General features: G+C 60.6%; 22 protein-coding genes and 1 pseudogene. 6 read left to right on the top strand and 17 right to left on the bottom strand.

Annotation, left to right across the window (positions count from 1 at the left end; all coding sequences use genetic code 11):
* Positions 1-31: 31 nt before the first annotated feature.
* The 6 genes from ABIA48_RS03070 to potE form a co-directional block, all read right to left on the bottom strand.
* Positions 32-1,645, bottom strand: coding sequence for an arylsulfatase (locus ABIA48_RS03070; RefSeq protein WP_429487006.1), 1,614 nt, complete (start codon positions 1,643-1,645; stop codon positions 32-34).
* Positions 1,646-1,861: 216 nt separating this feature from the next.
* The gene (locus ABIA48_RS03065; protein WP_008002635.1) at positions 1,862-2,140 is read right to left on the bottom strand and encodes a DUF3303 domain-containing protein; all 279 of its coding nucleotides are present in this window, start codon (positions 2,138-2,140) and stop codon (positions 1,862-1,864) included.
* A gap of 203 nt (positions 2,141-2,343) precedes the next feature.
* Positions 2,344-2,883, bottom strand: a complete 540-nt coding sequence (locus tag ABIA48_RS03060; RefSeq protein ID WP_429487005.1) for an HD domain-containing protein — start codon at positions 2,881-2,883, stop codon at positions 2,344-2,346.
* Positions 2,883-3,284 carry a hypothetical protein gene (locus tag ABIA48_RS03055; RefSeq protein WP_429487004.1) on the bottom strand — a complete coding sequence of 134 codons (402 nt, stop codon included), beginning with the start codon at positions 3,282-3,284 and terminating at the stop codon, positions 2,883-2,885. The genes ABIA48_RS03060 and ABIA48_RS03055 overlap by 1 nt, the downstream gene beginning before the upstream one ends.
* Positions 3,285-3,476: 192 nt before the next feature.
* A complete protein-coding gene (locus tag ABIA48_RS03050) occupies positions 3,477-5,762 on the bottom strand; it encodes an Orn/Lys/Arg decarboxylase N-terminal domain-containing protein (protein ID WP_429487003.1) in 2,286 nt (761 codons plus the stop codon).
* Positions 5,759-7,168 (bottom strand): putrescine-ornithine antiporter, encoded by a 1,410-nt coding sequence (gene potE, locus ABIA48_RS03045; RefSeq protein ID WP_429487002.1) that lies wholly within the window; start codon positions 7,166-7,168, stop codon positions 5,759-5,761. The genes ABIA48_RS03050 and potE overlap by 4 nt, the downstream gene beginning before the upstream one ends.
* A 182-nt stretch (positions 7,169-7,350) precedes the next feature.
* On the opposite strand from potE, the gene ABIA48_RS03040 reads away from it, so the two are divergent.
* Together ABIA48_RS03040 and ABIA48_RS03035 are read left to right on the top strand one after the other, a co-directional pair.
* Positions 7,351-7,680, top strand: coding sequence for a hypothetical protein (locus ABIA48_RS03040; RefSeq protein ID WP_429487001.1), 330 nt, complete (start codon positions 7,351-7,353; stop codon positions 7,678-7,680).
* Between the two features lie 124 nt (positions 7,681-7,804).
* Positions 7,805-8,221, top strand: coding sequence for an organic hydroperoxide resistance protein (locus tag ABIA48_RS03035; RefSeq protein ID WP_007991821.1), 417 nt, complete (start codon positions 7,805-7,807; stop codon positions 8,219-8,221).
* A gap of 675 nt (positions 8,222-8,896) precedes the next feature.
* On the opposite strand, the gene ABIA48_RS03030 is transcribed toward ABIA48_RS03035, so the two are convergent.
* From ABIA48_RS03030 to ABIA48_RS03010, 5 genes and pseudogenes are all read right to left on the bottom strand, one after another.
* A complete protein-coding gene (locus ABIA48_RS03030; RefSeq protein WP_429487000.1) occupies positions 8,897-9,406 on the bottom strand; it encodes a copper chaperone PCu(A)C in 510 nt (169 codons plus the stop codon).
* 1 nt (position 9,407) lies between these two features.
* Positions 9,408-10,013, bottom strand: a complete 606-nt coding sequence (locus ABIA48_RS03025; RefSeq protein ID WP_008002620.1) for an SCO family protein — start codon at positions 10,011-10,013, stop codon at positions 9,408-9,410.
* Between the two features lie 321 nt (positions 10,014-10,334).
* Positions 10,335-11,222: a ChaN family lipoprotein gene (locus ABIA48_RS03020; protein WP_429486999.1), complete on the bottom strand. Its 888-nt coding sequence runs from the start codon at positions 11,220-11,222 to the stop codon at positions 10,335-10,337.
* 54 nt (positions 11,223-11,276) lie between these two features.
* Positions 11,277-12,044, bottom strand: coding sequence for a heme ABC transporter ATP-binding protein (locus ABIA48_RS03015; protein WP_429486998.1), 768 nt, complete (start codon positions 12,042-12,044; stop codon positions 11,277-11,279).
* Positions 12,044-13,046 (bottom strand): annotated as a pseudogene (locus ABIA48_RS03010) (FecCD family ABC transporter permease). The gene ABIA48_RS03015 and the pseudogene ABIA48_RS03010 overlap by 1 nt, the downstream one beginning before the upstream one ends.
* 424 nt (positions 13,047-13,470) lie before the next feature.
* Here ABIA48_RS03010 and metE point away from each other — a divergent pair.
* The gene (gene metE / locus ABIA48_RS03005) at positions 13,471-15,759 is read left to right on the top strand and encodes a 5-methyltetrahydropteroyltriglutamate--homocysteine S-methyltransferase (protein ID WP_429486997.1); all 2,289 of its coding nucleotides are present in this window, start codon (positions 13,471-13,473) and stop codon (positions 15,757-15,759) included.
* 805 nt (positions 15,760-16,564) lie between these two features.
* Here metE and ABIA48_RS03000 read toward each other — a convergent pair.
* The 6 genes from ABIA48_RS03000 to ABIA48_RS02975 form a co-directional block, all read right to left on the bottom strand.
* Complete coding sequence (locus ABIA48_RS03000; RefSeq protein ID WP_429486996.1) at positions 16,565-17,236, bottom strand: class I SAM-dependent methyltransferase; 672 nt, start codon at positions 17,234-17,236, stop codon at positions 16,565-16,567.
* 33 nt (positions 17,237-17,269) lie between these two features.
* Positions 17,270-17,488 carry a DUF4287 domain-containing protein gene (locus ABIA48_RS02995; RefSeq protein ID WP_429486995.1) on the bottom strand — a complete coding sequence of 73 codons (219 nt, stop codon included), beginning with the start codon at positions 17,486-17,488 and terminating at the stop codon, positions 17,270-17,272.
* A 200-nt stretch (positions 17,489-17,688) separates the two neighbouring features.
* Positions 17,689-20,073 (bottom strand): DUF3772 domain-containing protein, encoded by a 2,385-nt coding sequence (locus tag ABIA48_RS02990; protein ID WP_429486994.1) that lies wholly within the window; start codon positions 20,071-20,073, stop codon positions 17,689-17,691.
* Positions 20,074-20,181: 108 nt separating this feature from the next.
* Entirely contained in the window at positions 20,182-21,612 is a 1,431-nt protein-coding gene (locus ABIA48_RS02985; RefSeq protein WP_429486993.1) for a heavy metal sensor histidine kinase, read from the bottom strand.
* Positions 21,613-21,620: 8 nt separating this feature from the next.
* Complete coding sequence (locus ABIA48_RS02980; RefSeq protein ID WP_007992430.1) at positions 21,621-22,292, bottom strand: heavy metal response regulator transcription factor; 672 nt, start codon at positions 22,290-22,292, stop codon at positions 21,621-21,623.
* Positions 22,293-22,376: 84 nt separating this feature from the next.
* On the bottom strand, positions 22,377-22,634 hold the full coding sequence (locus tag ABIA48_RS02975; RefSeq protein WP_007992429.1) for a DUF2790 domain-containing protein: 258 nt from the start codon (positions 22,632-22,634) through the stop codon (positions 22,377-22,379).
* Between the two features lie 393 nt (positions 22,635-23,027).
* Here ABIA48_RS02975 and ABIA48_RS02970 point away from each other — a divergent pair, with 393 nt between their 5' ends.
* From ABIA48_RS02970 to ABIA48_RS02960, 3 genes are read left to right on the top strand one after another with little or no spacing between them, the layout of a single operon-like run.
* Positions 23,028-23,993, top strand: coding sequence for a Bug family tripartite tricarboxylate transporter substrate binding protein (locus ABIA48_RS02970; protein ID WP_429486992.1), 966 nt, complete (start codon positions 23,028-23,030; stop codon positions 23,991-23,993).
* Position 23,994: 1 nt separating this feature from the next.
* Positions 23,995-24,477 carry a tripartite tricarboxylate transporter TctB family protein gene (locus ABIA48_RS02965; RefSeq protein ID WP_429486991.1) on the top strand — a complete coding sequence of 161 codons (483 nt, stop codon included), beginning with the start codon at positions 23,995-23,997 and terminating at the stop codon, positions 24,475-24,477.
* Between the two features lie 15 nt (positions 24,478-24,492).
* Positions 24,493-26,001: a tripartite tricarboxylate transporter permease gene (locus tag ABIA48_RS02960; protein ID WP_429486990.1), complete on the top strand. Its 1,509-nt coding sequence runs from the start codon at positions 24,493-24,495 to the stop codon at positions 25,999-26,001.
* The last annotated feature ends 42 nt before the right edge of the window (positions 26,002-26,043 follow it).

Here is a 26,043-nt window from a genome sequence, read left to right as displayed (position 1 = left end):
ACTTGTGCCGGCCACCCACGGTTTCGGCTGTTTACTTGGCCATGGCGGCCCGGGCCGCTTCGATCTTGGCCTTGACCGCTTCAAGATTGAAGCTTGCACCTTTCTGCATTGGCGGAAACTCCACGGCTGATTCGGCCAGTTTGACCACTTGTTGCTGCACAAACACAAAACGCCAGAACTGGAATTTGAACCACTCGAAATACTCCAGCGAACCATTGGCCGCCATGTTCTCCGGCCATCCAGCGCGTTCGAACGGGTCGAGGCGCAGGTTAGTCAGGATCGGCATGTCCAGCGTGACCTTGGCCCCCAGCCAGCCTCCGGGCTGATCGATGAAGCGGTACTTGAAGTCATCGATGCGGATCGCACCCAGGGCACTCTCTCCAAAGTAGAAGATTTCATGCCGGTTTGACGGACCTTTTCCGGTGATCATTGGAGTTTGATCATAGCCGTCCAGGTGAACTTTGTAGGTGGTGTCGCCCAATTGTTTGCCTTTGAGCAGCTCTGCCTTGATGTTCGGGTTACCCGCCGCCGCGACCAGGGTCGGGAACCAGTCCATCCCGGACATGATGCCGTTGGCGACCTGGTTGGCCGGTACTTTGCCCGGCCAGCGAATGATTGCCGGTGCCCGGAAGCCACCTTCCATGACCGTGCCTTTGCCCATGGCGAATGGTGTCGTGCCGCCATCGGGCCAGGTGAAGTTTTCCGCCCCATTGTCGGTGGTGAAAATCACGATGGTGTTGTCGTCCATGCCGTCTTTTTTCAGCTTCGCCAGGACATCGCCGACGATGTCATCGAGCTGCGCCATACCGGCTTCCTCTTCCGACCAGCCATTCTCCGAGTTGCGCATGGCCTGGTACTTGTCGGACAGGTGCGTGACGATGTGCATGCGGGTCGGGTTGAGCCAGACGAAGAACGGTTTGTTGTCCTGTTTGGCCTTGTCGATGAACGAGAAGGCCTTGTCGCGAATCTCGTCGTCGACGGTTTTCATCCGGTCCGGATAGAGCGTGCCGGCATCTTCGATTTTCTGCTTGCCGACCTTGCCCCAGCGCGGCATCACGGTGGCGTCATCGGTGGTGGTGGCCCAGCTGTGGACCATGTTGCGTGGGCCGACGCTTTCCAGCAGTTCCTTCGGATAATTGGGGTGCGCCGGGTCTTCCATGGCGTCGAGGTGATAGAGGTAGCCGAAGAATTCGTCGAAACCGTGGACGGTGGGCAGGAACTGATTCAGGTCGCCCAAGTGGTTCTTGCCGAACTGGCCGGTGGCATACCCCATGGCCTTGAGGGCAGTCGCGATGGTGACGGCTTCGGCAGGAATACCCACGGGCGAGCCGGCCTGGCCGACGGTGGTCATGCCAGTACGAATCGGCAGTTCGCCGGTGATGAAGTTGGCGCGCCCGGCGGTGCAACTGGCTTCGGCGTAGTAGTCGGTAAAGCGCATGCCTTCATTCGCGAGTTGGTCGAGGTTGGGGGTTCTGCCGGCCATCATGCCCTGGTTGTAGACGCCGATATTCGACCAGCCGATATCGTCGCCCATGATCACCAGGATGTTGGGGGCTTTGTCGGCGGCCAGGGTCTGGCCGGGAAATGTCATTGCAGACAGCAACAGGGGAATAGCGAAGATCGAGGATAAGGTTGTCCGGTTCATGTCGAGCTCCTGCGTACTAGTGTCTGTACATCGAGACGAACCCCCAATCGCCATTAAAATTCGTAATACCCCGCGAAGAGCGTAGGTTTGAATTGCAAAATATCCAGCATTGAATAGCCAGAAAGTCAGCGTTTCAGGCGCTTGTATCGAAATGGCGTACCGGCAAAGGTGCCGGTCGAATCGGGCGGCGAGCGATGCTCGCCGCCTTCATCGTCATTACCGGCCGGCAGTGGCGGCCAGCAATGGTGCGATTTGCTCATCGGTCAATGCGGCGTGCACGTCCATGCTCATCAGGTCGTTCCACTCCAGCACCCACTTTTGAATCGGCACCAGATCACTCGCCTCGGCAATGCCGAAGCCGGCCGAACTCCCTACGGCGTGCCAGCGTCCATGCATGGTGACGCCCGCGGGCGGCGCGCCACCGGTCTTGAGAAAGCGTGCGATTGCGGCATCACGGTTGTCAGGGCTGATTGTCCAACTGACGATGAATAACATCGGCCACCTCCTGTTGCGCACTGGCACCTGTGTTCTGCGCGTACCTGGCTGGCGCCGGGGCCGTGGCCACGCTTGGGTTTCCAGCTCCGTCCTGGCTGGCTTGCGGCAAAATCTCCCAAGGAAGGCATAGCAGTGGCCCGCGATTCATGTACGACCGCTGATCCTGTTCCGGTGCATATTCAAGGGGGTAACAGACGCCTGTTTCACCAGCGAAACATGGGCAGCGGCCGCAACGGCGAGCGGATGAATTGCTTTGCCGAAAGCTTCATCAGCATCAAGTGAAAACCATGGTCGGGAAAGGCCGACTGTACGGTTTTGATGAAGGGGCGGGGCAAGCCGAAACGGACCAGGCCCAGGGACACGTCCACCAGATCGGCCTGGCGGAAGGGTTCGACGCTGTTGGCGTAGGCGCCGCGATAGCGGCGCAGCTTGTGGTGTTCAAGTATCAACGCGCTGACTTCAGCGTTCAGTTGGGAGCGTTGTTGGCTGTCGAGGTATTCGGTGGCCAGGGCAATGGACGGGGGCAGGTAGTCAAGGGTGTCATCGGTCCAGATACCCAGGTCATGAAACGCCGCCGCGATTTGAACAGCCTCAGAGGGCAGGCCTTCGGTACCGTTGAGGGCAGTGTGGAAATTCAGCACCCGGTAAATGTGGTTGCGGTAGCCCTGCAGATCGGCACCGATGGCCAGTGCGAACGAGGTGAGAATCTTGTCGGTGAGGGGGAAATCGAGAATGGGCTTCATCAGGCGTCACGCAACAGGTCGTTGGCATTGAGCAGCGCGTAGGCAATCTCCGGTCGCTTTTCCATGGCCCGGCGAATGGCGGCTGGGATGTTGGCGCGGGTCTTGCGGCACAGCCCCGGCAGTTCGCCGATCTGGATGCCGATGCCGCGCATGGTGCGTACTTCGTTGAAGCCGGGGGCGATGTCCACGCGGATGCCCAACTGTTCGAACATGCGCCGTTGCAGGTGCTCCAGATCGCCCAGGCTCTGCAGGTTCTCCAGGCGTTCGATCAGGCGTTTTTCTTCGTTGCGGGTCAGAAACAGAATGCGCAGGTCCGCCCCCGGTGTTTCCAGCAACGGGTCACGCCCGCAGTCGCAGGCGCCGGGCGGGCAGGGTTGGCGAATCGCAGCGGTGGTGGTCATGGGGATCAATCATAGAGCGCTGTGATTGAGTTTGCCCATAGGGATTTTGGCGTGAAGGCGATCTAAACATGTGGGAGCGGGCTTGCTCGCGAAAGCGATCTTGCAGCCAACATTCATGTTGTCTGACACGACGCCTTCGCGAGCAAGCCCGCTCCCACATTGGTACTGCGTTTGTTGGAGGTCCCGTTTAAATCACTTCAAGACCAGCATCCGATAAACGCCGTCCTCGACTTCGATCCCGTGGGTGTCATGGGTGAAGCCGGGGAAGGATTTGTCGAAGGCTTCCAGCGCCTTGAGGTACGCCAGCAACGGACCGTCCGACGGCCCCGCGTTCTCACCTGGCATGAGCAACGGGATGCCTGGTGGATACGGCACGATACCGGTGGCGGCGAGACGCCCGGCGGCTTGCTCGAGGGTGACCAGTTCGATGTCGTTGCGCACCAGTTTTTCGTAGGCCTCCACCGGGCTGAACTCGGCTTTTGGCAGGGTGCCGAAGGCCTGGGACATGTTGGCGGTGGTCTTGTGCTTCTTCATGGCGGCGAAGATTTCGTCGGCCAGATCCTTGAGGCCCATGCCGGTATAGCGTTGCTGGTTGGCGTTGTACAGGTCGGGCAGGCACAGCTCGAGTTCGGCGTTGTCGTCGTAGTCGCGCTTGAAGTCGAGCAGGGCGTTGAGCAACGTGCCCCATTTGCCTTTGGTGATGCCGATCGAGAACAGGAACAGGATAGTGAAGTCGGTGGTTTTCTCGACCACGATACCCTGACGACCCAGGTACGCCGTGATCACACAGGCCGGGATACCGGAGGCGAGCAGGTTGCCGTCGTCGCCCATGCCCGGGCTGAGCACCGAGACCTTGATCGGGTCGAGCATGCAGTAGCCATCTTCGATGTCGCCGAAGCCGTGCCATACCGCGTTCGGGTGCAGGACCCAGCAGTTCGGGTCGGTTTTAAGGGTCGCCGGGTCGACTTCATGGAACGGCACGGTCGCTGCGCCAACCTGTACGGTCGGCGGCTGCCAGCAGGTGAAGAACCAGTCATCCTTGCTCAGCATCTCGTTGTGCATGCGCGAGAGAACCTGGCGAAAGCTGATCGCTTCTTCAATCGATTCGTTGGTGAGGATCTGTCCGCTCGGCGCTTCCATCATCGCCGAGCTGACGTCGCAGGACGCCATGATCGCGTAGTTCGGCGAGGTCGAGGCGTGCATCATGTACGACTCGTTGAAGCGCGCATGTTCAATCGGGTTACGGCCGTCGCGCACGTGGATCATCGAGGCCTGGGACAAGGCGGCCAGCAACTTGTGGGTCGACTGGGTGGCGAACACGGTCGGCCTGGACTTGTCGTGATCGGCCGGGTTGCCGTGCATGGCATAGCGTCCGCTGTACAGCGGGTTGAAGCGCGCATAACCGTACCAGGCCTCGTCGAAGTGCAGGCGATCGACGCTTTCGCCCAGCAACTCTTCGACGCGGGTGACGTTGTAGGTCAGGCCGTCGTAGGTCGAGTTGGTGACAATCGCGTGCACTGGCGTCGGGTCGATGCCTTGCTTGACCAGCGGGTTGTTGGCAATGGCGGCTTTCACGCCTTCGGCGCTCAGGGTTTGCGGCAGGATCGGGCCGATGATGCCGTAGCGGTTGCGGGTCGGCACCAGGTAGGTCGGAATCGCCCCGGACAGAGTCATCGCATGCTCGGCGGACTTGTGGCAATTGCGGTCGCACAGGGCGATCTGGTTGCGCGTGACGCTGGCCATGAGGATGACGCGGTTGGACATCGACGAACCGTTGGTCACGTAGTAAGTGCGGTGGGCGCCGAAGACCTTGGCGGCATAGCGTTCGCCCTGGCCGATCGGACCACTGTGATCGAGCAGCGAACCCAGTTCGCCGACCGAGATCGACAGGTCGGAACGCAGCAGGTTCTCGCCGAAGAACTCGTAGAAGGCCCGGCCTGCGGTGCTCTTCAGGAACGCGGTGCCGCCGGCATGGCCGGGGGTGTGCCACGAGTATTCATAGTTGCGGGCAAACTTGACCAGGGCGCCGAACATCGGCGGCAGGGCGGCCTGGCGATAGCGTTCGATGGCCGCCAGGATGCGCCCGCTGAGGAAACGGGAGGTGTCCTCGGGCAGCCAGATGAAGTCGTCGGCGTGTTGCATGACCAATAACGGAATGGTCGACGCGGTGGTGCGGTCACTGATCAGGAACACCGGCACCCGGGTGTTGCGCTCGCGCAGTTTGACCAGCAATTTGGTGCAGTCGGCGTGGCCTTCGCTGGTGTCCATTTCCCAGCGGATGAGCACGCACTGAACGGCAGGGTCCGAGCGCAGGATCGAGGCGGCATCGGTGAGGCTTTCCGAGGCCAGTACGCTGACACCACGGCCCTCTACGTCGTGGACCAGTTGATCCAGGGCGCGGCCAAACACCGTTCGTTTGTCCGGCGGACTGCTGACCAGTAGCGCCAGCATGCCCAGTGAGTGTTTATATTCCGTCATGCTTGAACCTCCATAGTGGTTTTAATCAGATTGTTCACCGGCACTGGCTCGGCAGTGAGGTGCTGCGCGCTGACGGTTTGCGTCGGTACGCTGTTGTTGAGAGCTTCGAGACGGATCAGACGGTTGTTGACGAAACCGAACAGGGTGTAACCAACGATCGTGGCCACGCCGCCCAGCATCAGGGCCTGCTCACCGGAGCTGTACAGCGCCAGGTAGCTGTAGGCCGCCGCGATCAGGGCAATGACGTTGGTCACCAGTGCCTTGCCTTCCGGCACGTTGGAGACTTTCTGCATGGTCATCAGCGCGGCCATGGACAGGATGTAAGGCACCAGGTTGGTCACCACCGCGAGGTTGACCAGGGTATCGAACTGCTTGCTCAAGTCGGGGCTGATGGTGAGCAGGGCCAGTGCGGTCTGTGCGGCGAGCAGTACCAGCATGCCGACAATCGGCGTACCCGCCTTGTTGGCCTTGGCGAAGATCGACAGGAAGTAACCGGTGTCCGCCGAGCTTTTGTACACCTGGGCAATCGTGAACTGCCAACCCAGCAGCGAACCGATGCAGGCGAGCACCATCGTCGCCATCACGATGTCCCCGACCATCGGGGTGAACATCTTGGCGAACACCAGGCCGAACGGCGCGGTGGACGCGACCAGTTCTTCGTTGCCGACGATACCGAAGATGACGTTGGTGGAGACGATGTAGATCACCGCCGCACCCAGGGTGCCGCCCAGCACGGCAATCGGTACGTTGCGCTCAGGGTTTTCCACCGCGTCGGTGTTGGCGCAAGCCGATTCCAGACCGAGGAAGGCCCACAGGGTGATAGCCACCGAGGCACCGGCCGCTTCGAACCAGCCCTTGTCGTGGGGGTTCCAGCCGGCGGCGTAAACGCTGCTGTCAAACCAGAACCAGCCGACAGTGGATACCAACACCACCGGCGCAATCACACCCCAGACGGTCACCGCACCGATCCGGCCGGTAATGCGCGCGCCGCCAAAGTTGGCGAAGGTGGTGATCCACAGCAGAGCAATAGTCGCCAGACCGACTTGCAGCGAATCGAGTTTTATCCCGAACAACACCTGGATATAGCCGACCGCGGTAATACTGATCGCCACGTTGGCAATCAACAGCGACAGACCGTAGGTGTAGTTGGTGATGTAGTTACCCGCTTTGCCGAACGTGTATTCGGCATAACCGCCCATGCCGCCGGTCTTGCGGCTGAGCATCCCGCATCGCGCAAAGGCGTAGGCCAGAGCGAGTGAGCCGGTGGCCGTCACCAGCCAGGAAAGGATCGAAATTGCACCGACTTCCGCCAGTTTTGTTGGTAGTAGCACAATACCTGACCCCAACATGTTGACGGCGGTCAACATTGTCAGTTGCCCCACACTCATTTTCTTTGCGACTGACATTCCGTTGCCTCACTTAGTTGGCGATTGAGAGTCTTAGCTATAGCAAAGGATTGAAAACTCGCAAGAAATGGCGTTATCCATTTCTTTTTTGCATTAATTTGCAGAAAAGGCACGATGCTGGCCCCCAAGTTTAAAAATCCTCAGCAAAATTAGTTCATTTTCAGTTGCTTAAATAGGTCAAGATGCGCAAGACATGGATCGTATTAATTCCGCTAGTTGTTGCGGGTATAGCCCATTCGGCTCAAGCAAAAGAACTGGCCAGCAATGATCAGTACATGTGCAGTTGGGGGGCGGGCACCGCTGCGAGGGCGCAGGAACTCAAGCTCTCGGGCGTTTCCCTGTATGCCGCCCGCCAGAAAATCCAGGTCTACAAGTTCGCCAAATCCTGGATGCGCATGATGGCACTTGGTATTACAGAACAAACTTATGACAGTCCGTCGCGATTGAAACCGACTGCTGTACGGCAGAGCTTTTATGAGGACTGCGTCAGGTACAAGTTGGCGCGCAAGTAAATAGAAAGCGGACGCCTGTCGGCTCGACCACGGTATTGGCCTGTGACGTCTATATTGATTGACCATCCCCGCGACTGGATGGGGTGTTAAAACCGGTTTCTTACAACTCAATCAGGAGGTCACCATGAACCAGATCGATAAAGTGTTGTACACCGCCAAAACCCACACCACGGGCGGGCGAGACGGCGCCTCACGCAGCTCCGACGGGATCCTTGATGTGAAGCTGTCGTCCCCGGGCGCGGGCGGCGGCGGAACCAATCCGGAACAACTGTTCTCTGCTGGTTGGTCAGCCTGTTTCATCGGCGCCATGCAAGTGGCGGCCAGGGAAATGAAAGTGGCGTTGCCCAAGGATGTGGCCGTTGACGCCGAAGTTGACCTGGGCACCAATGAAGGCGGCTACCTGTTGCAGGCGCGGCTCAATGTCAGCCTGCCAGGGCTGGATCGTGAAACCGCGCAAAAAATCGTCGACACCGGGCACCAGTACTGCCCGTACTCGAAAGCCACGCGCAACAACATCAACGTCGTGCTCAAGCTGGTTTGAATTGATGTGAAAAGGTCTTGGCGAATGACATGGGGTGTCGCCAAGACCTGAAAGGCTCGCCGCCAACAACGACCTGACTCAGGGCGGGTCGCGCACGTTGAAATTGTCGACGACGGTGGATTTCCAAGGGATATTTTTGGGCAACTCCTGTGGGAGCGAGCTTGCTCGCGATGGCGGTGGGTCAGCCAATATCGTTGTTGGATGTGCCGGCCTCTTCGCGAGCAAGCCCGCTCCCACAGGTATTGTGGCCGACCGGAGGGGCTCACATTCACTGAAGATCAAAACTGTGGGAGCGAGCTTGCTCGCGATGGCGGTGGGTCAGCGAACATCTTTGTTGGATGTGCCGGCCTCATCGCGAGCAAGCTCGCTCCCACAGGTATTGTGGCCGACCGGGGGGCTCACATTCACTGAAGATCAAAACTGTGGGAGCGAGCTTGCTCGCGATGACGGTGGGTCAGCGAACATCTTTGTTGGATGTGCCGGCCTCTTCGCGAGCAAGCCCGCTCCCACAGGTATTGTGGCCGACCGGGGGGGCTCACATTCACTGAAGATCAAAACTGTGGGAGCGAGCTTGCTCGCGATGGCGGTGGGTCAGCCAATATCGTTGTTGGATGTGCCGGCCTCATCGCGAGCAAGCCCGCTCCCACAGGTTCTGTGTTTCAACTGACGGGGAAATCAATTCATCTTGCTGTGATCATGCGCCATGTTGCCGTGATCCATGGTGCCAATCGCCTTGGCAACGGCTTCAACCTGAATCGACTCTTTCTCACCTCTGGCGTCTTCCACGGTCAGGGTCAGCGGCACCTTGTCGCCTTCCTTGATCTGGGCATTCAGGTCCATGAGCATGATGTGGTAACCGTGCGGGTCGAAGCTCACCGCTTTGCCGGCCGGCAGCGCGACAGACTGGGCTTGCTGCATTTTCATCACGTCGTCTTTCATGCTCATTTCATGAATCTGCACAAGCCTGGCAACCGGCGATTGCACGCTCAGCAGTTTGCTGTCGCTGCTCGCGGTGACGGTCATGAAGGCGCCGCTCGACGGCTGGCCGGCCACGGTGGCGCGGACCCAGGCGTCGTCGACCCGGGTTTGTGCCGATACCTGAAAGGCCAGGCCGATCAGGGACACGCCCAGCGCCAGTTGCTTGCAATGTTGTGCGAAACGCGTTTTAGCCTGCGGGGCATTCATTTCAGCAAATCTCCATCACGGTGAGCAGATCTTCTGCGCACTCTTTGGCTGTCAGGGACGTGGACAGACCCAGGCGCAGATTGCCCCGGGAGTCGAAGACAAAACTGGTCGCGGTATGGGAGAGGGTATAGGTATCGCCGCTCGGGACCTTTTCAAAGAACACGCCGAACTCCTTGGCGGTGGCGGCGGTTTCTTCCAGCGTGCCGTACAGCGCTTCGAAACTCGGGTCGAATGCCTTGACGTACTTGTCGAGCATCTCGGGTGTGTCGCGCTCAGGGTCCAGGGTGATGAAGACCACTTGCAGCCTTTCGCCATCGCGACCCATCAGCTTCTTGGCCTGCGCGGCACGCGCCAGGGTGGTCGGGCATACGGCCGGGCACTGGGTGAAACCGAAGAACACCATAGGCATCAGGCCGCGATAACTGCCCAGCATCCTGGTTTCGCCTTGAGCGTCCTTGAGCTTGAAGTTGCGCCCCATGATCTTGTCGCTGAGGTCTTTGCCGTACTTGAACGACAGCTTGCTGCTGTCATCGCAACCGGCGAGCAGGCCAAGACTCAACAGGCCCATGCCTTGCAGGACCGTTCGGCGGGTGTACAAAGTACTCATTGAAAAAGCATCCTGTTGAACAGGCTGAAACTGACAGCGTGGTGACTGTACAGACGAAAAAACCGGGTGGATGTTAACAAACTGTGTCGGTGTTGGAGGGGGGGATACGACCATTGGGCCGGAGGTGAGGCGTGACATAGTGTCGCGCCGGAGGTTGAATGCAAGCCGATACCTGTGGCGAGGGGGCTTGCCCCCGTTCGGCCGCGAAGCGGTCGCCAATCAGATGCATGCGGTTTACCTGACAAACCGCATTGCCTGTATTTGGGACTACTTCGTAGTCCAACGGGGGCAAGCCCCCTCGCCACAATGTTTCGCTTAAGCTTAACGACGCAACTTCGCGCAAAAATCCTGTTCCGGCTGCGCGGCCGTGTACCACACGTAATCCGCGCTGTCGGCGGTCACGGTCTTGTCCACTTCGGCCAGGATCAGCACCGCATTCCCTTCACCGGCACCCAGGTCCTTCAGGTGCAGTGGCACGCCCAGATCCTTGCGCACGTGAAAGGCACCGGCCAGCAGCAATGCAGGTGTCGGCGCGGCCATCAGGCGTTCCGCCATGTGCCGGTCGCGTTGCTGCTGTACCGCGAGCATGGCCGGCATCTGCGCTTCGGGCAGCAGGCCGCAATGGGACTCGCGAATGTCCTCCAGCAAGGTCGCCTGTACGTGTTCGGTGGTGGACGCCTTACCTTTCAATACCGGGCGCTGTTGGTAGATTTGCAGGATCTGCGCACGGTCCAGGTTCGCCGCCAGCAGCGGATAGGGTTGGCGCAGCGCGTAGGTGACGAGTGCCCCATACACGCTCCAGTCCCAATTGGCCTGCCAGACCAGCGCCTTGAATGCATCGGCCGGTGGCTGGTCAGCGCGGGTCGCGGCTTGCGCGGCATCGACTTTGGCCTGTTGATCGGGATTGAGCATTTCCATCAGCAGGCTGCCCTGGACACGTTGTGTCGCCAACTCGCGCAGCAGCCACAATTGCACGGCATGGTGATCCGGGTTGTCGTGCTGTTCACCGACCAACACACGCGGCGCAACGGCCAGGCGTTCGACCAGTTCTTGCGGCGTCAACGTGCGCCCGGTAGCGAGTTCACGGATAACCCCGAGGTCAGTGTGATCGCGGCCTTGCGGGGCGATTGGCGCTGGGGGTGGCGTGACGTGATGGGTGGTTTGGCAGGCAGCCAATAGACTGAATGCACAGAGCAACAGAAAGCGCATTGGGTTTCCCTGTAAGGCAGTAGTCCCCTCGATCATTGAAAGAGGGGAGCGGTATCAGCGCGCGATGATCAACGGGTGGCCGCGTTCCGGATGCTGGTGAATCAGCACTTCCAGCCCGTACACCGCCGCCATTGCCTCGGCGGTCAGCACCTCTGCCGGCGGGCCGTAGGCGTGGGGCAGGCCTTGTTGCAACAACAGTAGTTGATCGCAGTAACGTGCGGCGAGGTTGAGGTCGTGCAGGATCACCAGCACCGCCGTCCCGCGCTCGGCGAAGTCGCGCACGGCTTGCAAAATGGTGTGCTGATGCAGCGGGTCGAGCATTGACGTCGGTTCATCGAGCAGCAGGGTTTGCCCTTCGGCACCCGGCCAGAGTTGAGCGAGCACCCGCGCCAGGTGCACACGCTGGCGTTCGCCACCGGACAGGGCCAGATAGCTGCGTCCGGCCAGGTGCAGGGCGTCGGCGCAGCGCAGCGCCTCGGCGACGATCTCGGCATCGCGCACCCGACCGCTGGCGTGAGGCAAGCGCCCCATGCCGACGACTTCATTGACTGAAAAGGCAAAGTTCAAGGAGGAACTCTGCGGCAGCACGGCCAGGCGTTTGGCCCGCTCCTGACCCGGCCAGTCGGCGAGTTGACGTTCGTCAAGGCTGACCGTGCCTTCGCTGGCTGCCAGCTCGCCGCACAAAGCAGCGAGCAGGGTGCTTTTACCGGCGCCGTTCGGCCCCAGCACACCCAGCACTTCGCCCGGGCGCAACTCGATATCGATGTTCGCCAGTACCGTGCGGTTGCCACGGCGGACCAGCAAGTTGTTTGCCCGCAGCATCAGGAACGCCCTCGTACCAGCAGATAGAGAAAGAACGGAGCCCCGATCAGTGCCGTCACGATACCGATAGGCAATTCGGCCGGGGCCAATAGCAAGCGCGCCGCCAGATCCGCCAGCAACAGCAGGCTGGCACCGGCCAGTAACGAAGCAGGCAGCAACACCCGGTGATCCGGGCCGACCAGCAGGCGCATCAGATGCGGCACCACCAGACCGATAAAACCGATCAGGCCGGCCGCCGCGACCGCCGCGCCGACACCGAGCGCCGTGCACAATACGAGCTCAAGCTTTATCCGTTCGATGTCGAAGCCCAGGTGACGGGCCTCCGATTCACCCAGCAACATCGCATTGAGCGCCGTCGCCCGACGCGGCAGCCACAACGCCACGCCCACAGTGACGATCAGCAACGGCCATAAACGTGGATAACCGGCACCGTTGAGGCTGCCCAGGGCCGTTGAGGCTGCCCAGGTTCCAGAACGTCAGGGTGCGTAAGGTCGCGTCGTCGGCCAGGAAGGTGAACAGTCCGACCCCGGCACCGGCCATGGCCGTCATCGCCACGCCTGCCAGGAGCAGGGTGGCGACGTCGGTTTGCCCGTCGCGGCGACCGAAGCGATACACCACTGCCGTCACGATCAGGCCGCCGGCGAAGGCGCTGACCGACAGCAGGTAGGGTTCGATTGCAGGCGGCAAGCCGCCGAACAGACTGCCGCCGACGATGGCAATGGCGGCACCGAGTGCCGCGCCACCCGAGACGCCGACCAGACCCGGATCCGCCAAGGGGTTGCGGAACAACCCCTGCATCGCGACGCCGGACAAAGCCAATACCGAACCGACGGCGATACCGAGCAAGCTGCGCGGCAGGCGGATTTGACCGAGGATCAGCTCCGCCTGTTGCGTGTCGCCACCGTCAAGTGGCAACCCCAAAAGGCGCATCCCCGCCAGCAACGTATCGCCCAGTGGCAGGCTGAGCGGCCCGAGGGCCAGGGACAGCCAGAACACCAGCACCAGCAACAGCAGCAAAAAGATCAACGTCGGACGCGGCCGAAAAATGGCCGTCATGGGGTGATCCTGGCGGTCTGCGCGTTGATGTCTGGGTGGAACGCCGTGGCACAGGCCAGCAGTGTTTTGATACGCATCGGGACTATTCCTTAGCCGATCAGAGGGGCGGGCATCGAAATTTTCGTAGCGAGTGATGATGCCATCGACGCCCGGCTTACGCACACGCCACGGTTCGGTCACGCCAGTGGTTTTTTCAGGTACGGGTTGAACATCGGGGCGATCGCGTTGAGCCAGGCGTCCATCCAGCGGCGGTTGCGCAGCACCTTCGATCATGAGAATAATTTGTGATCATCAATATTAAAATGAGTTTGTCTCACTCGTGGGCAACTGTCGACAATGGCTCCCATCAAACGCATTGGAGTTATTTGACATGGCTGTTGCCCATTCCCTTGGATTTCCGCGCATTGGCCGCGACCGTGAACTGAAAAAGGCCCAAGAGGCGTTCTGGAAGGGCGAGCTCGACGAAGCCGGTCTGCGTGACGTGGGCCGTGACCTGCGCAAGACCCACTGGGATTTGCAGAAAAAGGCCGGAATCGAACTGTTGCCGGTCGGCGACTTTGCCTGGTACGACCAGGTCCTGACCCACTCGTTGATGTTCGGCGTGATCCCGGAGCGTTTCCGTCCGCACGATGGCAAGGCCAGCCTGCAAACCCTGTTCGGCATGGCTCGCGGTGTGAACAACAGTTGCTGCGGTGGCGCGCACGCCCAGGAAATGACCAAGTGGTTCGACACCAACTATCACTATCTCGTCCCTGAGTTCAGCGCCGACCAGCAGTTCCAGCTCGGCTGGGATCAACTGTTCGAAGAAGTCGAAGAAGCCCGTGCGCTGGGTCACCACGTCAAGCCGGTGATCATTGGCCCGCTGACATACCTGTGGCTGGGCAAGGCCAAGGGTGCCGGGTTCGACAAGCTGGAGCTGCTGGATCGCCTGCTGCCGCTGTACGGCCAGATCTTCCAGCGCCTCGCGGAACAGGGCGTTGAATGGGTGCAAATCGACGAGCCGATCCTGGTGCTCGATCTGCCGCAAGAATGGAAAAATGCCTTTGAGCGTGCCTACAACCTGATTCAGCGCGATCCGTTGAAGAAGCTGGTCGCCACTTACTTCGGCGGTCTGGAAGATAATCTGGGCCTGGCCGCCAATCTGCCGGTGGACGGTTTGCACATCGACTTGGTCCGTGCACCTGAGCAGTTCCCGACCATTCTCGATCGCCTGCCGGCCTACAAAGTGCTGTCGCTGGGTGTGGTCAATGGCCGTAACGTCTGGCGCTGCGATCTGGAAAACGTCTTGGCCACCCTGCAATACGCTCACGAGCGTCTGGGTGATCGCCTGTGGGTCGCGCCATCCTGCTCGCTGCTGCACAGCCCGGTCGACCTGGGTCGTGAAGACAAGCTCGATGCCGAACTGAAAAGCTGGCTGGCCTTTGCCGTACAGAAGTGCGAGGAAGTGGCGGTGCTGGCCCAGGCGGTCAACGCGCCGGAAGCGCCGCAGGTGCTTGCAGCGCTGACTCAAAGCCGCGCCGTGCAGGCCAGCCGTGCTGCTTCGCCTCGCATTCACAAGCCAGCCGTGCAGGCACGGGTTGCGGCGATCACCGCCCAGGACAGCCAGCGTCAGTCGCTGTTTGCCCAGCGTATTGCCAAGCAGCGCGCAGGCCTGAACCTGCCACTGTTCCCGACCACCACCATCGGTTCGTTCCCGCAAACCGCGTCGATTCGCCTGGCGCGCCAGTCGTTCAAACAAGGCAAGCTGACCGAAGCCGAATACACCGACGCCATGCACAGCGAGATTCGCCACGCCGTGCAAATTCAGGAGCGCCTGGGCCTGGACGTGCTGGTGCACGGTGAAGCCGAGCGTAACGACATGGTCGAATACTTCGCCGAGCAACTCGACGGTTATGTGTTCACCCGTTTCGGCTGGGTCCAGAGCTACGGTTCGCGTTGCGTGAAACCGGCGGTGATCTTCGGCGACCTGAGCCGCCCGAAAGCCATGACGGTGGAGTGGATCCGCTACGCCCAAGGCCTCACCGACAAAGTGATGAAGGGCATGCTGACAGGGCCCGTGACCATGCTGATGTGGTCGTTCCCCCGCGAGGACGTCAGCCGCGAAGTGCAGGCCCGTCAACTGGCCCTGGCGATTCGCGATGAGGTCATGGACCTGGAAGCCGCCGGGATCAAGATCGTGCAGATCGACGAAGCTGCGTTCCGCGAAGGCTTGCCGTTGCGCCAGGCGCAGTGGCAGCACTATCTGGACTGGGCGACCGAAGTGTTCCGCCTGTGTGCATCCGGTGTGCGTGACGAAACCCAGATCCACACCCACATGTGCTACAGCGAGTTCAACGACGTGATCGAGTCCATTGCCGCCATGGATGCCGACGTGATCACCATCGAAACCTCGCGCTCGGACATGGAGTTGTTGCACGCGTTCGAAGCCTTCGCCTACCCGAACGAAATCGGCCCTGGCGTGTACGACATCCACTCGCCACGCGTGCCGGACTCCTCGGAAATGGCCAACCTGCTGCGCAAAGCAGCCAGGCGCATCCCCGCCGACCGCCTGTGGGTCAACCCGGACTGCGGCCTGAAAACCCGCGGCTGGCCGGAAACCGAAGCGGCACTGGTGCACATGGTCAACGCTGCGCGTCAACTGCGTAAAGAATGGGCCTGACGCTTTGCTGGATGCACCGCCGCTCCCACAATGATTTGGGTAGTTCGCAGATCTTGCGCTCAACCGCTGAACCTGTGGGAGCGGGCTTGCTCGCGAAGGCGGAGTATCAGGCGACATCGATGTCGAATGTACCGGCCTCTTCGCGAGCAAGCCCGCTCCCACAATGATTTGGGTAGTTCGCAGATCTTGCGCTCAACCGCTGAACCTGTAGGAGCGGGCTTGCTCGCGAAGGCGGAGTGTCAGGCGACATCGATGTCGAATGTACCGGCCTCTTCGCGAGCAAGCCCGCACAATGATTTGGGTAGTACGCAGATTTTGCGCTCAACCGCTGAACCTGTGGGAGCGGGCTTGCTCGCGAAGGCGGAGTGTCAGGCGACATCGGTGTCGAATGTACCGGCCTCTTCGCGAGCAAGCCCGCTCCCACAATGATTTGGGTAGTTCGCAGATCTTGCGCTCAACCGCTGAACCTGTGGGAGCGGGCTTGCTCGCGAAGGCGGAGTATCAGGCGACATCGATGTCGAATGTACCGGCCTCTTCGCGAGCAAGCCCGCTCCCACAATGATTTGGGTAGTTCGCAGATCTTGCGCTCAACCGCTGAACCTGTGGGAGCGGGCTTGCTCGCGAAGGCGGAGTATCAGGCGACATCGATGTCAAATGTGCCGGCCTCTTCGCGAGCAAGCCCGCTCCCACAATGATTTGGGTAGTACGCAGATTTTGCGCTCAACCGCTGAACCTGTGGGAGCGGGCTTGCTCGCGAAGGCGGCATCACAGCCACCAAAAAAGCGACTGCCAGATCACTATCGTGTTAGCGCCGCGGTTCGGCCACCAACAGCAACGACTGTGGCACAGGGCTTTGCGGGTGCTGCGGCTCCTGCAGGCCGGCCAGCGTAAAACCGGCCATGTCCAGTGCATTGAACCAACTGGATAGGGTTCGGAAATACCACGGCATGGGCTGCCACTGCCCCTTGAACCCGGCGAAGGTCTCTTCCCGCCAACCATCCTGATAGTCGCCCGCCGCAGCCGTCCACGGATGCAGCGTCTGGATCACCAGCGCGCCGCCAGGGGTGAGCAGTGCGTTCATGGCGGCGAGCAGAGGGATGATGTCCTGATGCAGCAGGGCAAAATTGGCGCAGATCAGGTTGTAGTCACGGCCAATGTCGACTTTCGCTTCTACCAATGCTTCATAGCTCGCCACATGCACCGGCGACGACCCCGCCGCTCGTGCCGCCTCGACCAGCGTCGCGTCGCCATCCACACCCACCGCGTCAATGCCCCGTTCAGCCAGTGCACGCAACAGCCAGCCCTCGCCGCAGCCCAGGTCGAGTACGCGTTCCGGTTGGCGACCGAGCACTGCCAGCAGGATGGCCTGGTCGGTGACCTTGAGGCGACTTTCGATGGTGCCCGTGCGGATGGCTTCGATCCAGGCGCGGGCGTTGTGGTGCCAGCTGTCGAGGAGGGTGGATTCGGGGGCGGGCATATTGATGTCCGGCGTGGTGGGTTGGATGAAAGGCTAGTCGCTTTTGGTGCTTGCCAAATGATAGGCAACCAACGCATTAGCATGACCATGACCCATGCCGTGTTCGGTTTTGAGCCAAGCCACCATTTCCATGTGTTTCTTGTTGCTGACGGTTTTGAGCAAATCCAGCCAGTGGGTGATCGGCTGCCCATACTTTTTTTCAATTGACGGGAAGTACGAAGCCGGTCCTTTCGTTTTTGTATCGTCGGTCACGATGCAAACTCCCTTTTCGATTTTCCAGGTTCGAAAGCAGCGCCGGTTACGTTACTGATTTGCCGTCAGTGAGTCCATCGTCCGAACGGTCAATGTTGAAGGCTTGCCAGGGATACAGCTGGACACTCCGGAGCACGTCGTTCTCAGTCATTCATCCCGTCACCCATTGACGCACCGACGGCCTGCCGCATGATTGAGCATCACGCGGCAGGTGGTTTCGCCAGCTCGATCCCCGCGGCCCCCAGCCGCTTGAGAATTTCAAACAGCAGCTCGCTTTTGATCGCGCCGACCGTGCGTGGGCTGCCGACATAACCGGTGATGGTCAACGTGATGCCTTCAGGTTTCAGCTGACTGAAGCGTAAAAAAGGCACCGGCTTATCCAGAATGGATTCGTGTTCGGTGAAGGTGTCGTACAGCAGGTTTTGTACTTGCTCCGGGTCGATGTCCAGCGGAAACATCAGTTCGAGTATCACCACACCCTGGGCGCTGCCGCCGAGGGTGACGTTGCGCAGGTTCTGCGAAATCAGGTGGGAGTTGGGCACGATCATGATCGAGCGGTCGGCCAGTTGTATTTCTGTGGCCCGCACGTTGATCCGGCGAATGTCGCCTTCCACGCCACTGATGCTGATCAGGTCGCCGACTTTCACCGGGCGTTCGGTCAGCAGAATCAGGCCGGAGATGAAGTTCTTCACGATCTCCTGAAGGCCAAAGCCGATACCTACCGACAGGGCACTGACGATCCAGGCCAGGTTGGTCCACTTGATCCCCAGCGACGACAGCGTGAGCAAGACGACGGACACGTAGCCGATGTTGGCAAACAGGGTGCTCAGCGAGGCGCACATGCCCGGGTCCATCTCGGTTTTCGGCAGGAACTCGCTGTCCAGCCAGCGCCGCAATGAGCGGATCAGGTAGATGCCGATCACCAGGGCCAGGACGGCATTCACCAGGTTGTCCGGGACGATGTTCAGTTTGCGCAACCCGTCGCCGCCGAGTATGGCCACGGTGTTGGTGACCAGTTGCCCGAGCGTCGTACCTACACCGCCGACAAACAAGGCAATGACGCCGATCAGCAGGAGGATGGCGCGACCAGCCCCGGACAACACAGTGCAGATCTGTTCCAGGCGCGGATTACCGATGCCCAGTAGCTGCTTGATGGCTTTGCCGGCAGCTTGCCTGGGCGAAAAAAGGTAGTCGCAGGTGTCTTGGTAGACCTGTGTGAGCAGGTAGAAACCGGCGAAAATGATGAATATCCAGACCATTTCGTAGGTGATGAACCGGGCCATCGTCACGTAGCCGATCAGCAGGGCGAACAGGGACACGACTACGGCAATGCCGGCAAAGGTATAAATCAGGCCGGCGAAGGTGGTGACGCCTTCGGGGGCTTCTCCGGCCGCGATTATTTCCCGGCGAGTCTTGCTGACGCGCAACAGGAGCGCGCCGATCACCAGAGCAGCGACCAACGCGACGATACCCCGACCGAACAGCACCACTTCGGCGCTCATGCCGGTGACATTGCTCAATTGCACCAGTGTCACCAGCACCAGCAGCAGGCTTGCCAGCAGTCTGGAATAGGGCTCCATCGCCAGTGCTACCGGATCGGAAATATTAGGCAGGCGCCATGAAGGATGTTGGGTCGATAGCAACGCGCGGCTCAATCCGGTGATCAGCACGCAGGTATAGGCAAGCTTTTCCAGGTATTGCGTCAGTTCGGCCAGCAGCGGGGTGTAGGGCAGTTGGCGGGTCGCGGCAAAATGCAGCAGTTGCAGGGCCGCGCCGGCGGTCAGCACCGTCGCCATTACCGAGGCCAGCGCAAGGGAGCTGCGCCGTAACCGACCTTCAGGCATTCGATGAAAGCACAACCACGCCAGACCCCGGTTGGCGAGCGGTCGCCCCACGGTCCATATGGCCAGCGCCAGTATTAGCAGCGTGGCCGTGAACATGCGTTGTCCGGGTTGCCAGGCGGCCTGGTGCGTGGCCTCGAGTTGCTGGATGACGCTGTGGAAACGTCGGCGGTCATCGGCAGGAAAATCGAACAATGGCGACCAGAATCGCGGGTGCAAGATGCTGTTGGTCTGCTGGGTTACCTCTGCCTCCAGCAGGGTGCGGCGAATACTGGCAATCTGGGTGATCAGCTCGGCGGCACTTGTTTTCAGTGCGGCCAGGGTTTTGATTTGGCTATCAATCTTGTTCTTTTGCTCGCCGAGGACGTCTCGTTGGGTGGTAATGGCCGACGTCACCAATGCGTTCTCGTCGTGTGGCACTGGCCCCAACACATTGAGTTGTGCCTGCAGCTGCTCCTGTCCGGGCAACAGCGATGTGGACTGGCGATCAATATCCTGAATGAGTGCCTGCACCAGGCCTTGGGCGCTTTCCAGTTGGGTGTAATTAGTGGCCAGGGAAACCTGCTGCTTGAGAATGTTCAGCTGGTTTTGCAACCCCAGTAGATCGCTGTCGGAGATGCTGATGACCGGGGTTGTGGTGGTGGGAGCAAGGGTGTCGGCCACGGGCGCCGCCAACAGCCATCCCGGGCTCGCCACCAGAAGCGCGAAGGCGACGTAAATCATTGACTTCAATACATTGAACATTCGCGTGCTCGACGGGTTGTTAGTCACTTAGCCAATGAGGTTAGGTCATGACACGCATCCTTGAGCATTGTTTTGCCGGAAGTGCCCCGGGTGGTTTTCGTTCAGGCGTTACTTATGCTGTTGCCGCGCCGGGAAAAACAGTTCGAAGCAGGTGATACCGTCGGCGCTGCTGACGTTGCAGGCACCGTTGTGCAATTGCATGATCGTCGCCACGATCGACAGGCCCAGGCCATTGGATTGGGCCGAGCGTTCGCGGGACTCGTCGACCCGGTAGAAACGTTCGAACAACCGTGGCAGATGCTGGGGCGCGATGGTCGGGCCGTGGTTGCGCACTTGCACCTGGATGCCGTCGGCGGTCGGGTTGGCGTGGATGCACAGCTCGGAGTGCGGAGCGCCGTACTTGATGGCATTGGCGCACAGGTTGGCCAATGCCCGACGCAGCAGCATCGGCTCGGCCCAGATCAAGCCGCTGCCCCGGGCATCGATGCAGATGCCGACGTCGGTCGCCGGGCCTTCGAAATAGTCGGCCATGCGTTGCATTTCGTCAGCGGCATCCAGCTCCTGACGCTGGCGCAAGGCACTGCGCGGATCGGTGCGGGCCAGGAACAGCATGTTGTCGAGCATGCGCGCCAGGCGCTCGAGTTCCTCGACATTCGAAGCCAGCAGCTGCTGATAGGCGTCGGTGCTACGGTTCTGCTGCAAGGCCACCTGGGTTTCGCCGAGCAGGTTGTTGATCGGCGTGCGCAGCTCGTGGGCCATGTCCGTCGACACCTGGCCCAGCTGTATGAAGCCTTTGTCCAGCCGGTCGAGCATGGCGTTGAAGGCGTCGATCATCGGCAGCAGTTCCAGCGGCGCGCCCTGGCTGTCGAGGCGTTCGTTGAGGTTGCCGACGTCGATGCTCTGGGTGTGGCGCGCCAGGCGCCGCACGGGCAACAGGCCGCGATGCACCAGCACATAACCGGACAGCGCCAGCAGAATCGCCGCGACACTGGCGAACAGGTAGACATTGAACCGGTAGTCGGCGAGCACGGCGGTGCGCTCGGTCATCAGGCGCCCGGTCACCACTTGCAGGCTGCCCAGATCACCCGAGTCGATGGTCGCCGCCAAAGCGGAAAACGGCACGCCATTGACGTTGGGCAAATGCTGCACGTCGTCCAGGGTCAGCCGATGATCCATGGCCACCGGGGTCAGCACCGGCATCTTCAGGTTGCCCGGGTTGACCACCAGCAACGGCGGCTGGCCAGGGGTGCCGATGCTCAGCAGGGCCTCGCGGTTGCCCATCATGTTCTGGAACAGCGCCGGCTTGGCCTTGATCAGGTCCAGGGTATTGCTGTCGTTGAGGAAGGTACGCAACTGGTCGATGCGGGTGATCAGGGCAATGTCGTCGCGGCGGATCAACTCGCGTTCCAGGTCGCGGTACAGCGCCACGCCAAGCAGGGCCAGCGAGACAAATGCCAGCAGGGCAAACACCAGTGCCAGACGCAGGGTCAGGGAGTGGCTGAGGCGGGTGGCGGATTGCAGCGGCGTCATCGCATTCATGGGGGCGTTCAGGGTTGAGTGTCGAAGCGGTAGCCGATGCCGCGCACGCTGTGGATCAGCTTGAGCGGGAACGGATCATCAATTTTCAGGCGCAGGCGGCGCACCGCGACATCGACGACATTGGTGTCGCTGTCGAAATTCATGTCCCAGACCCGCGAGGCAATCATTGAGCGCGACAGCACTTCGCCCAGATGTGTAGCGAACAGGTGCAGCAGGGCAAACTCCTTGTTGGTCAGGGTGATGCGATTGCCGGCGCGGCTGACGCGACGCTTGAGCACGTCGATCTGCAGGTCGTCGACATGCAGGTGTTCGTCTTCCCGGGTAGGACCGCGCCGGGTCAGGGTGCGCAGGCGCGCCACCAGTTCGGCGAAGGAGAAAGGTTTGATCAGGTAATCGTCGGCACCCAGTTCGAGGCCTTTGATGCGGTCGGCGATGTCATCCCGGGCGGTGAGGAACAGCACCGGCGTATCGGCTTCCTTGCGCAAGCGGCGCAGGACTTCCCAGCCATCCATCTTCGGCATCATCACGTCCAGCACGATCACATCGAAATCGTGTTCCAGGGCCAGGTGCAAGCCATCGACGCCATCCCGCGCCAGGCTCACTGTGTATCCGAGTTCCTGCAGGCCGTTTAGCAGGTAATTGCCGGCCTTGGGTTCGTCTTCGACTACGAGGATATTCATGGAAATCTGCCTGATTCGGTCGGGCTACAGGGGCAAGCCAGTGGCGCAAGTGTAGCCCGGCCAGTGGTGAATACAGGCATCCGCTCAGTTCTCGCCAAGACAACCTACGCCCTGGACCCGATAGTCCAGCTGGTGCTCGCGACCCTGGTGGTCGAGGTAGTTGAACTGCGCCGGAACGATGCCGCACTTGCCGTTAAGGTCGGTCATGGACAGCACTTTGGCCACATCCACCGGCACATAAAAACCGTCTTTGTCGTGGATGACCGGCGAGGTGGACTGGGTAGCGGCAAACGCAGAACCGGTGGCGAGCAGGGCGGCAAAACCCGCGATCAACATTTTCATGACGAATCTCTCTCTACAAGGGCAGGGTGGCTGCCGGTGGTTGGCCTGACAGTGAGTTCAGGTTAACGAGGCGATCCGGACAGCCGACCAACAGCTCGATTACAAAGTTGTAATAAAGCGCCGCCCGCAACACCGCAACCCCCTCTGTGGGAGCGAGCTTGCTCGCGATAGCGGTGTGTCAGATACCAAAAATGTCGACTGACACTCCGTCATCGCGAGCAAGCTCGCTCCCACAGGGGGCTCCTACAGGGGGGGCGGTGTTATTGGCGGGTGGTTTCAGCAAAACAGATCAACCCGCGGATCCATGGCCTAAGCTTGTTCGCAGGCCCATGTTCATCGAACACCTCGATGGGCAAACGGCACCTATAAAAACAATGCAATCAGGAGATGCCCATGTCCGCTTTGATCCGTCGTTTAAGTCGCTGCATGGCCGCCGGTTTAAGCGCTGCCGTGCTTGTCGCACCAGCCTTCGCGCTGGATACCGTGAAATTCATGGCCCCGGGTTCAGTGGGTGGTGGTTATGACCAGACTGCCCGGGTACTGGGCAAGGCGATGGTCGAAGCCAATACGGCCAAGGCCGTGACGTTCGAGAACAAGGGCGGGGCGGGCGGGACCCTGGGCCTGGCGCAATTTGCCAACAGCACCAAGAGCGATCCGAATGCGCTGTTGGTGGTCGGGGCGATCATGGTTGCGGGCATCGAACAGAACAAACCGCAGATCAGCCTGAAAGATGTGACGCCCATCGCCCGGCTGTTCACCGAGTACAACGTGATCGCCGTGCGCAAGGAATCTGAATACAAGACCCTCGATGACCTGATCAAGGCCTTCAAGGCCAATCCAACGAGCATCACCTGGGGCGGCGGCTCCAAGGGCTCAGTGGATCACATCGGCATCGCCGAGCTGGCCGGCAAGCTGGACGTGCCGGTCAACAAGGTCAACTACGTGGCCTTCGGAGGGGGAGGCGAAGTGGTTGCCCAGGCACTGGGCGGCCAGCTCAAAGTGATCACCGGCGGTTACGCCGAGCTCGGCCAGTACATCAAGAACGGTCAGTTCCGGGTCCTGGCCATCGGCGCGCCAGAGCGTGTTCCCGGTATTGACGCACCGACCCTCAAGGAAAGCGGCTATGACGTGACGATCGGCAACTGGCGCGGCGTTTATGGTGCAGCGGGCCTCACCCCGCAGCAGCGTAAAGAGGTGATCGACGCTGTGGTGGCCGCCACCAACAGCAAGGTCTGGCAGGACAACATCCAGACCAACGCCTGGACATCCAGCGTGCTGACCGGTGATGAGTTCGGCAAATTCGTCGACGAAGAACACGAGCGGTTGCGCGCCATGCTGGTCAAGGTCGGGTTGCTTTGACATGACCACCCTGCGCGCAGTGGTGCCGACGCAACTGGCGGTCGGCATCGGCTTGATTGCCATCAGTGTCGTGTTGGCGATTGGCGCCCACCGTTTTCCGCCCGAAATGGGTTTCGTCATCCTCCCGGCGTACGTTTATCCCTATGTCGTGGCGGCGTTTCTGGGGGGCGTGGGGCTGTTGCTGGGGTATCAGGCTATCAGTGGCGGCTTTCGCGAACTGGAGAACGACACTGCCACGGTGCCCGGTGGGAAAACCGGTGCGGCCTGGGTAACCGCAGGGCTGGTCGGGGTGGCGGTGCTGATCAACCTGACCGGTTTTGTGCTGGCCGCCGGGTTGCTGTTTGCCTGTTCGGCGCGGGGTTTTGGTAGCCGTCATCCGGTGCGGGACCTGGCCATCGGCATTGCCTTGACCCTGCCGATCTACTGGCTGTTCAACGCCGGGCTGGGGGTTTCCCTGCCACCGCTGATCAACGTCTGGATTTGAAAGGAGATCGACACCGTGGACATTCTTTCAAGCCTGGCGATGGGTTTTTCCTCGGCACTGACGCCAATCAATCTGATGTGGGGTTTCATCGGCTGCCTGCTCGGCACCGCCATCGGCGTGTTGCCGGGGATCGGTCCGGCGCTGACGGTGGCCCTGTTGTTGCCGATCACAGCCAAGGTCGATCCCACTGGCGCCTTGATCATGTTCGCCGGGATCTATTACGGCGCGCAGTTCGGTGGCTCCACCACCTCGATCCTGCTTAACACGCCCGGTGAATCGTCTTCCATGGTCACGGCCCTGGAAGGCAACCTGATGGCGCGCAACGGCCGGGCCGGACCTGCGCTGGCAACGGCGGCGATAGGCTCCTTCGTAGCCGGCACCATTGCCACGATTTTGCTGACGCTGTTCGCGCCCATCGTGGCCAGGCTGGCACTGAATTTCGGCCCGACCGAGTATTTCGCGATCCTGGTGTTGTCGTTCACCACGGTGTCGGCCGTGCTCGGTGCTTCGATGCTGCGTGGGTTCGCTTCGCTGGGCGTCGGGTTGACCATCGGTTTGATCGGGCTGGATTCGACTTCGGGTATTGCCCGCTACACGTTGGGTGTTCCCGAACTGGTGGACGGTATTGAGGTGGTGCTGGTGGCGGTCGGCTTGTTCGCGGTTGGCGAGGCCTTGTACAGCTTGCTCTATCAGACGGAATCAAACGAAGGACGGCATCGCCTGACCTCGTTGTGGATGACCCGCGCCGACTGGAAACGCTCGGTGCCCGCGTGGCTTCGGGGCACGCTGATCGGTTTTCCGTTTGGCTCGATTCCGGCCGGTGGCGCCGAGATTCCGACCTTTCTGTCCTATTCCACCGAACGCAAACTCAGCCGCTATCCCAAGGAGTTTTCCGCCAACAAGGGCAAGGGCGCCATCGAAGGCGTCGCCGGCCCGGAAGCGGCCAACAACGCCAGCGCGACCGGGTCTTTGGTGCCGTTGCTGACCCTGGGCATCCCGACGTCCGCTACTGCTGCAATCCTCTTGGCGGCGTTCCAGAACTACAACCTGCAACCGGGACCGATGCTGTTCGAAACCTCCGCTGAGCTGGTCTGGACGTTGGTAGCCTCGCTGTATATCGGCAACGTGATTCTGCTGGTGTTGAACCTTCCGCTGGTGGGCCTGTGGGTCAAGCTGTTGCAAATCCCCCGGCCGTACCTGAACGCCGGCATCCTGGTATTCGCCACCATCGGCGTGTACGGCATGCGCCACTCCTCCTTCGACCTGCTGCTGATGTTGGCGATTGGCTGGGGCGGGGTGTTGATGCGGCGGTTCGACTTCCCCGTCGCCCCGGTGATCGTCGGTATGTTGCTGGGGCCAATGGCCGAGAAACAACTGCGCAACGCCTTGTCCATCAGCCAGGGCGACTGGACGGTGTTCCTCACGCAACCGATCTCGGCGTTTTTCCTCGCCCTGACGTTGCTGGTGCTGGTGGTGCCGCATGTGTTGCATAAACGCGGCATCAAGTTGCATGAGGATGATTGAGGACCCCCTGTGGGAGCGGGCTTGCTCGCGAAAGCGGTGTGT

Source organism: Pseudomonas sp. S30_BP2TU TE3576 (genome assembly GCF_050436025.1).
Classification (GTDB): Bacteria; Pseudomonadota; Gammaproteobacteria; order Pseudomonadales; family Pseudomonadaceae; genus Aquipseudomonas.
Note: the sequence above shows the minus strand (reverse complement) of the source record. Positions and strands in the feature narration are given on the sequence as shown.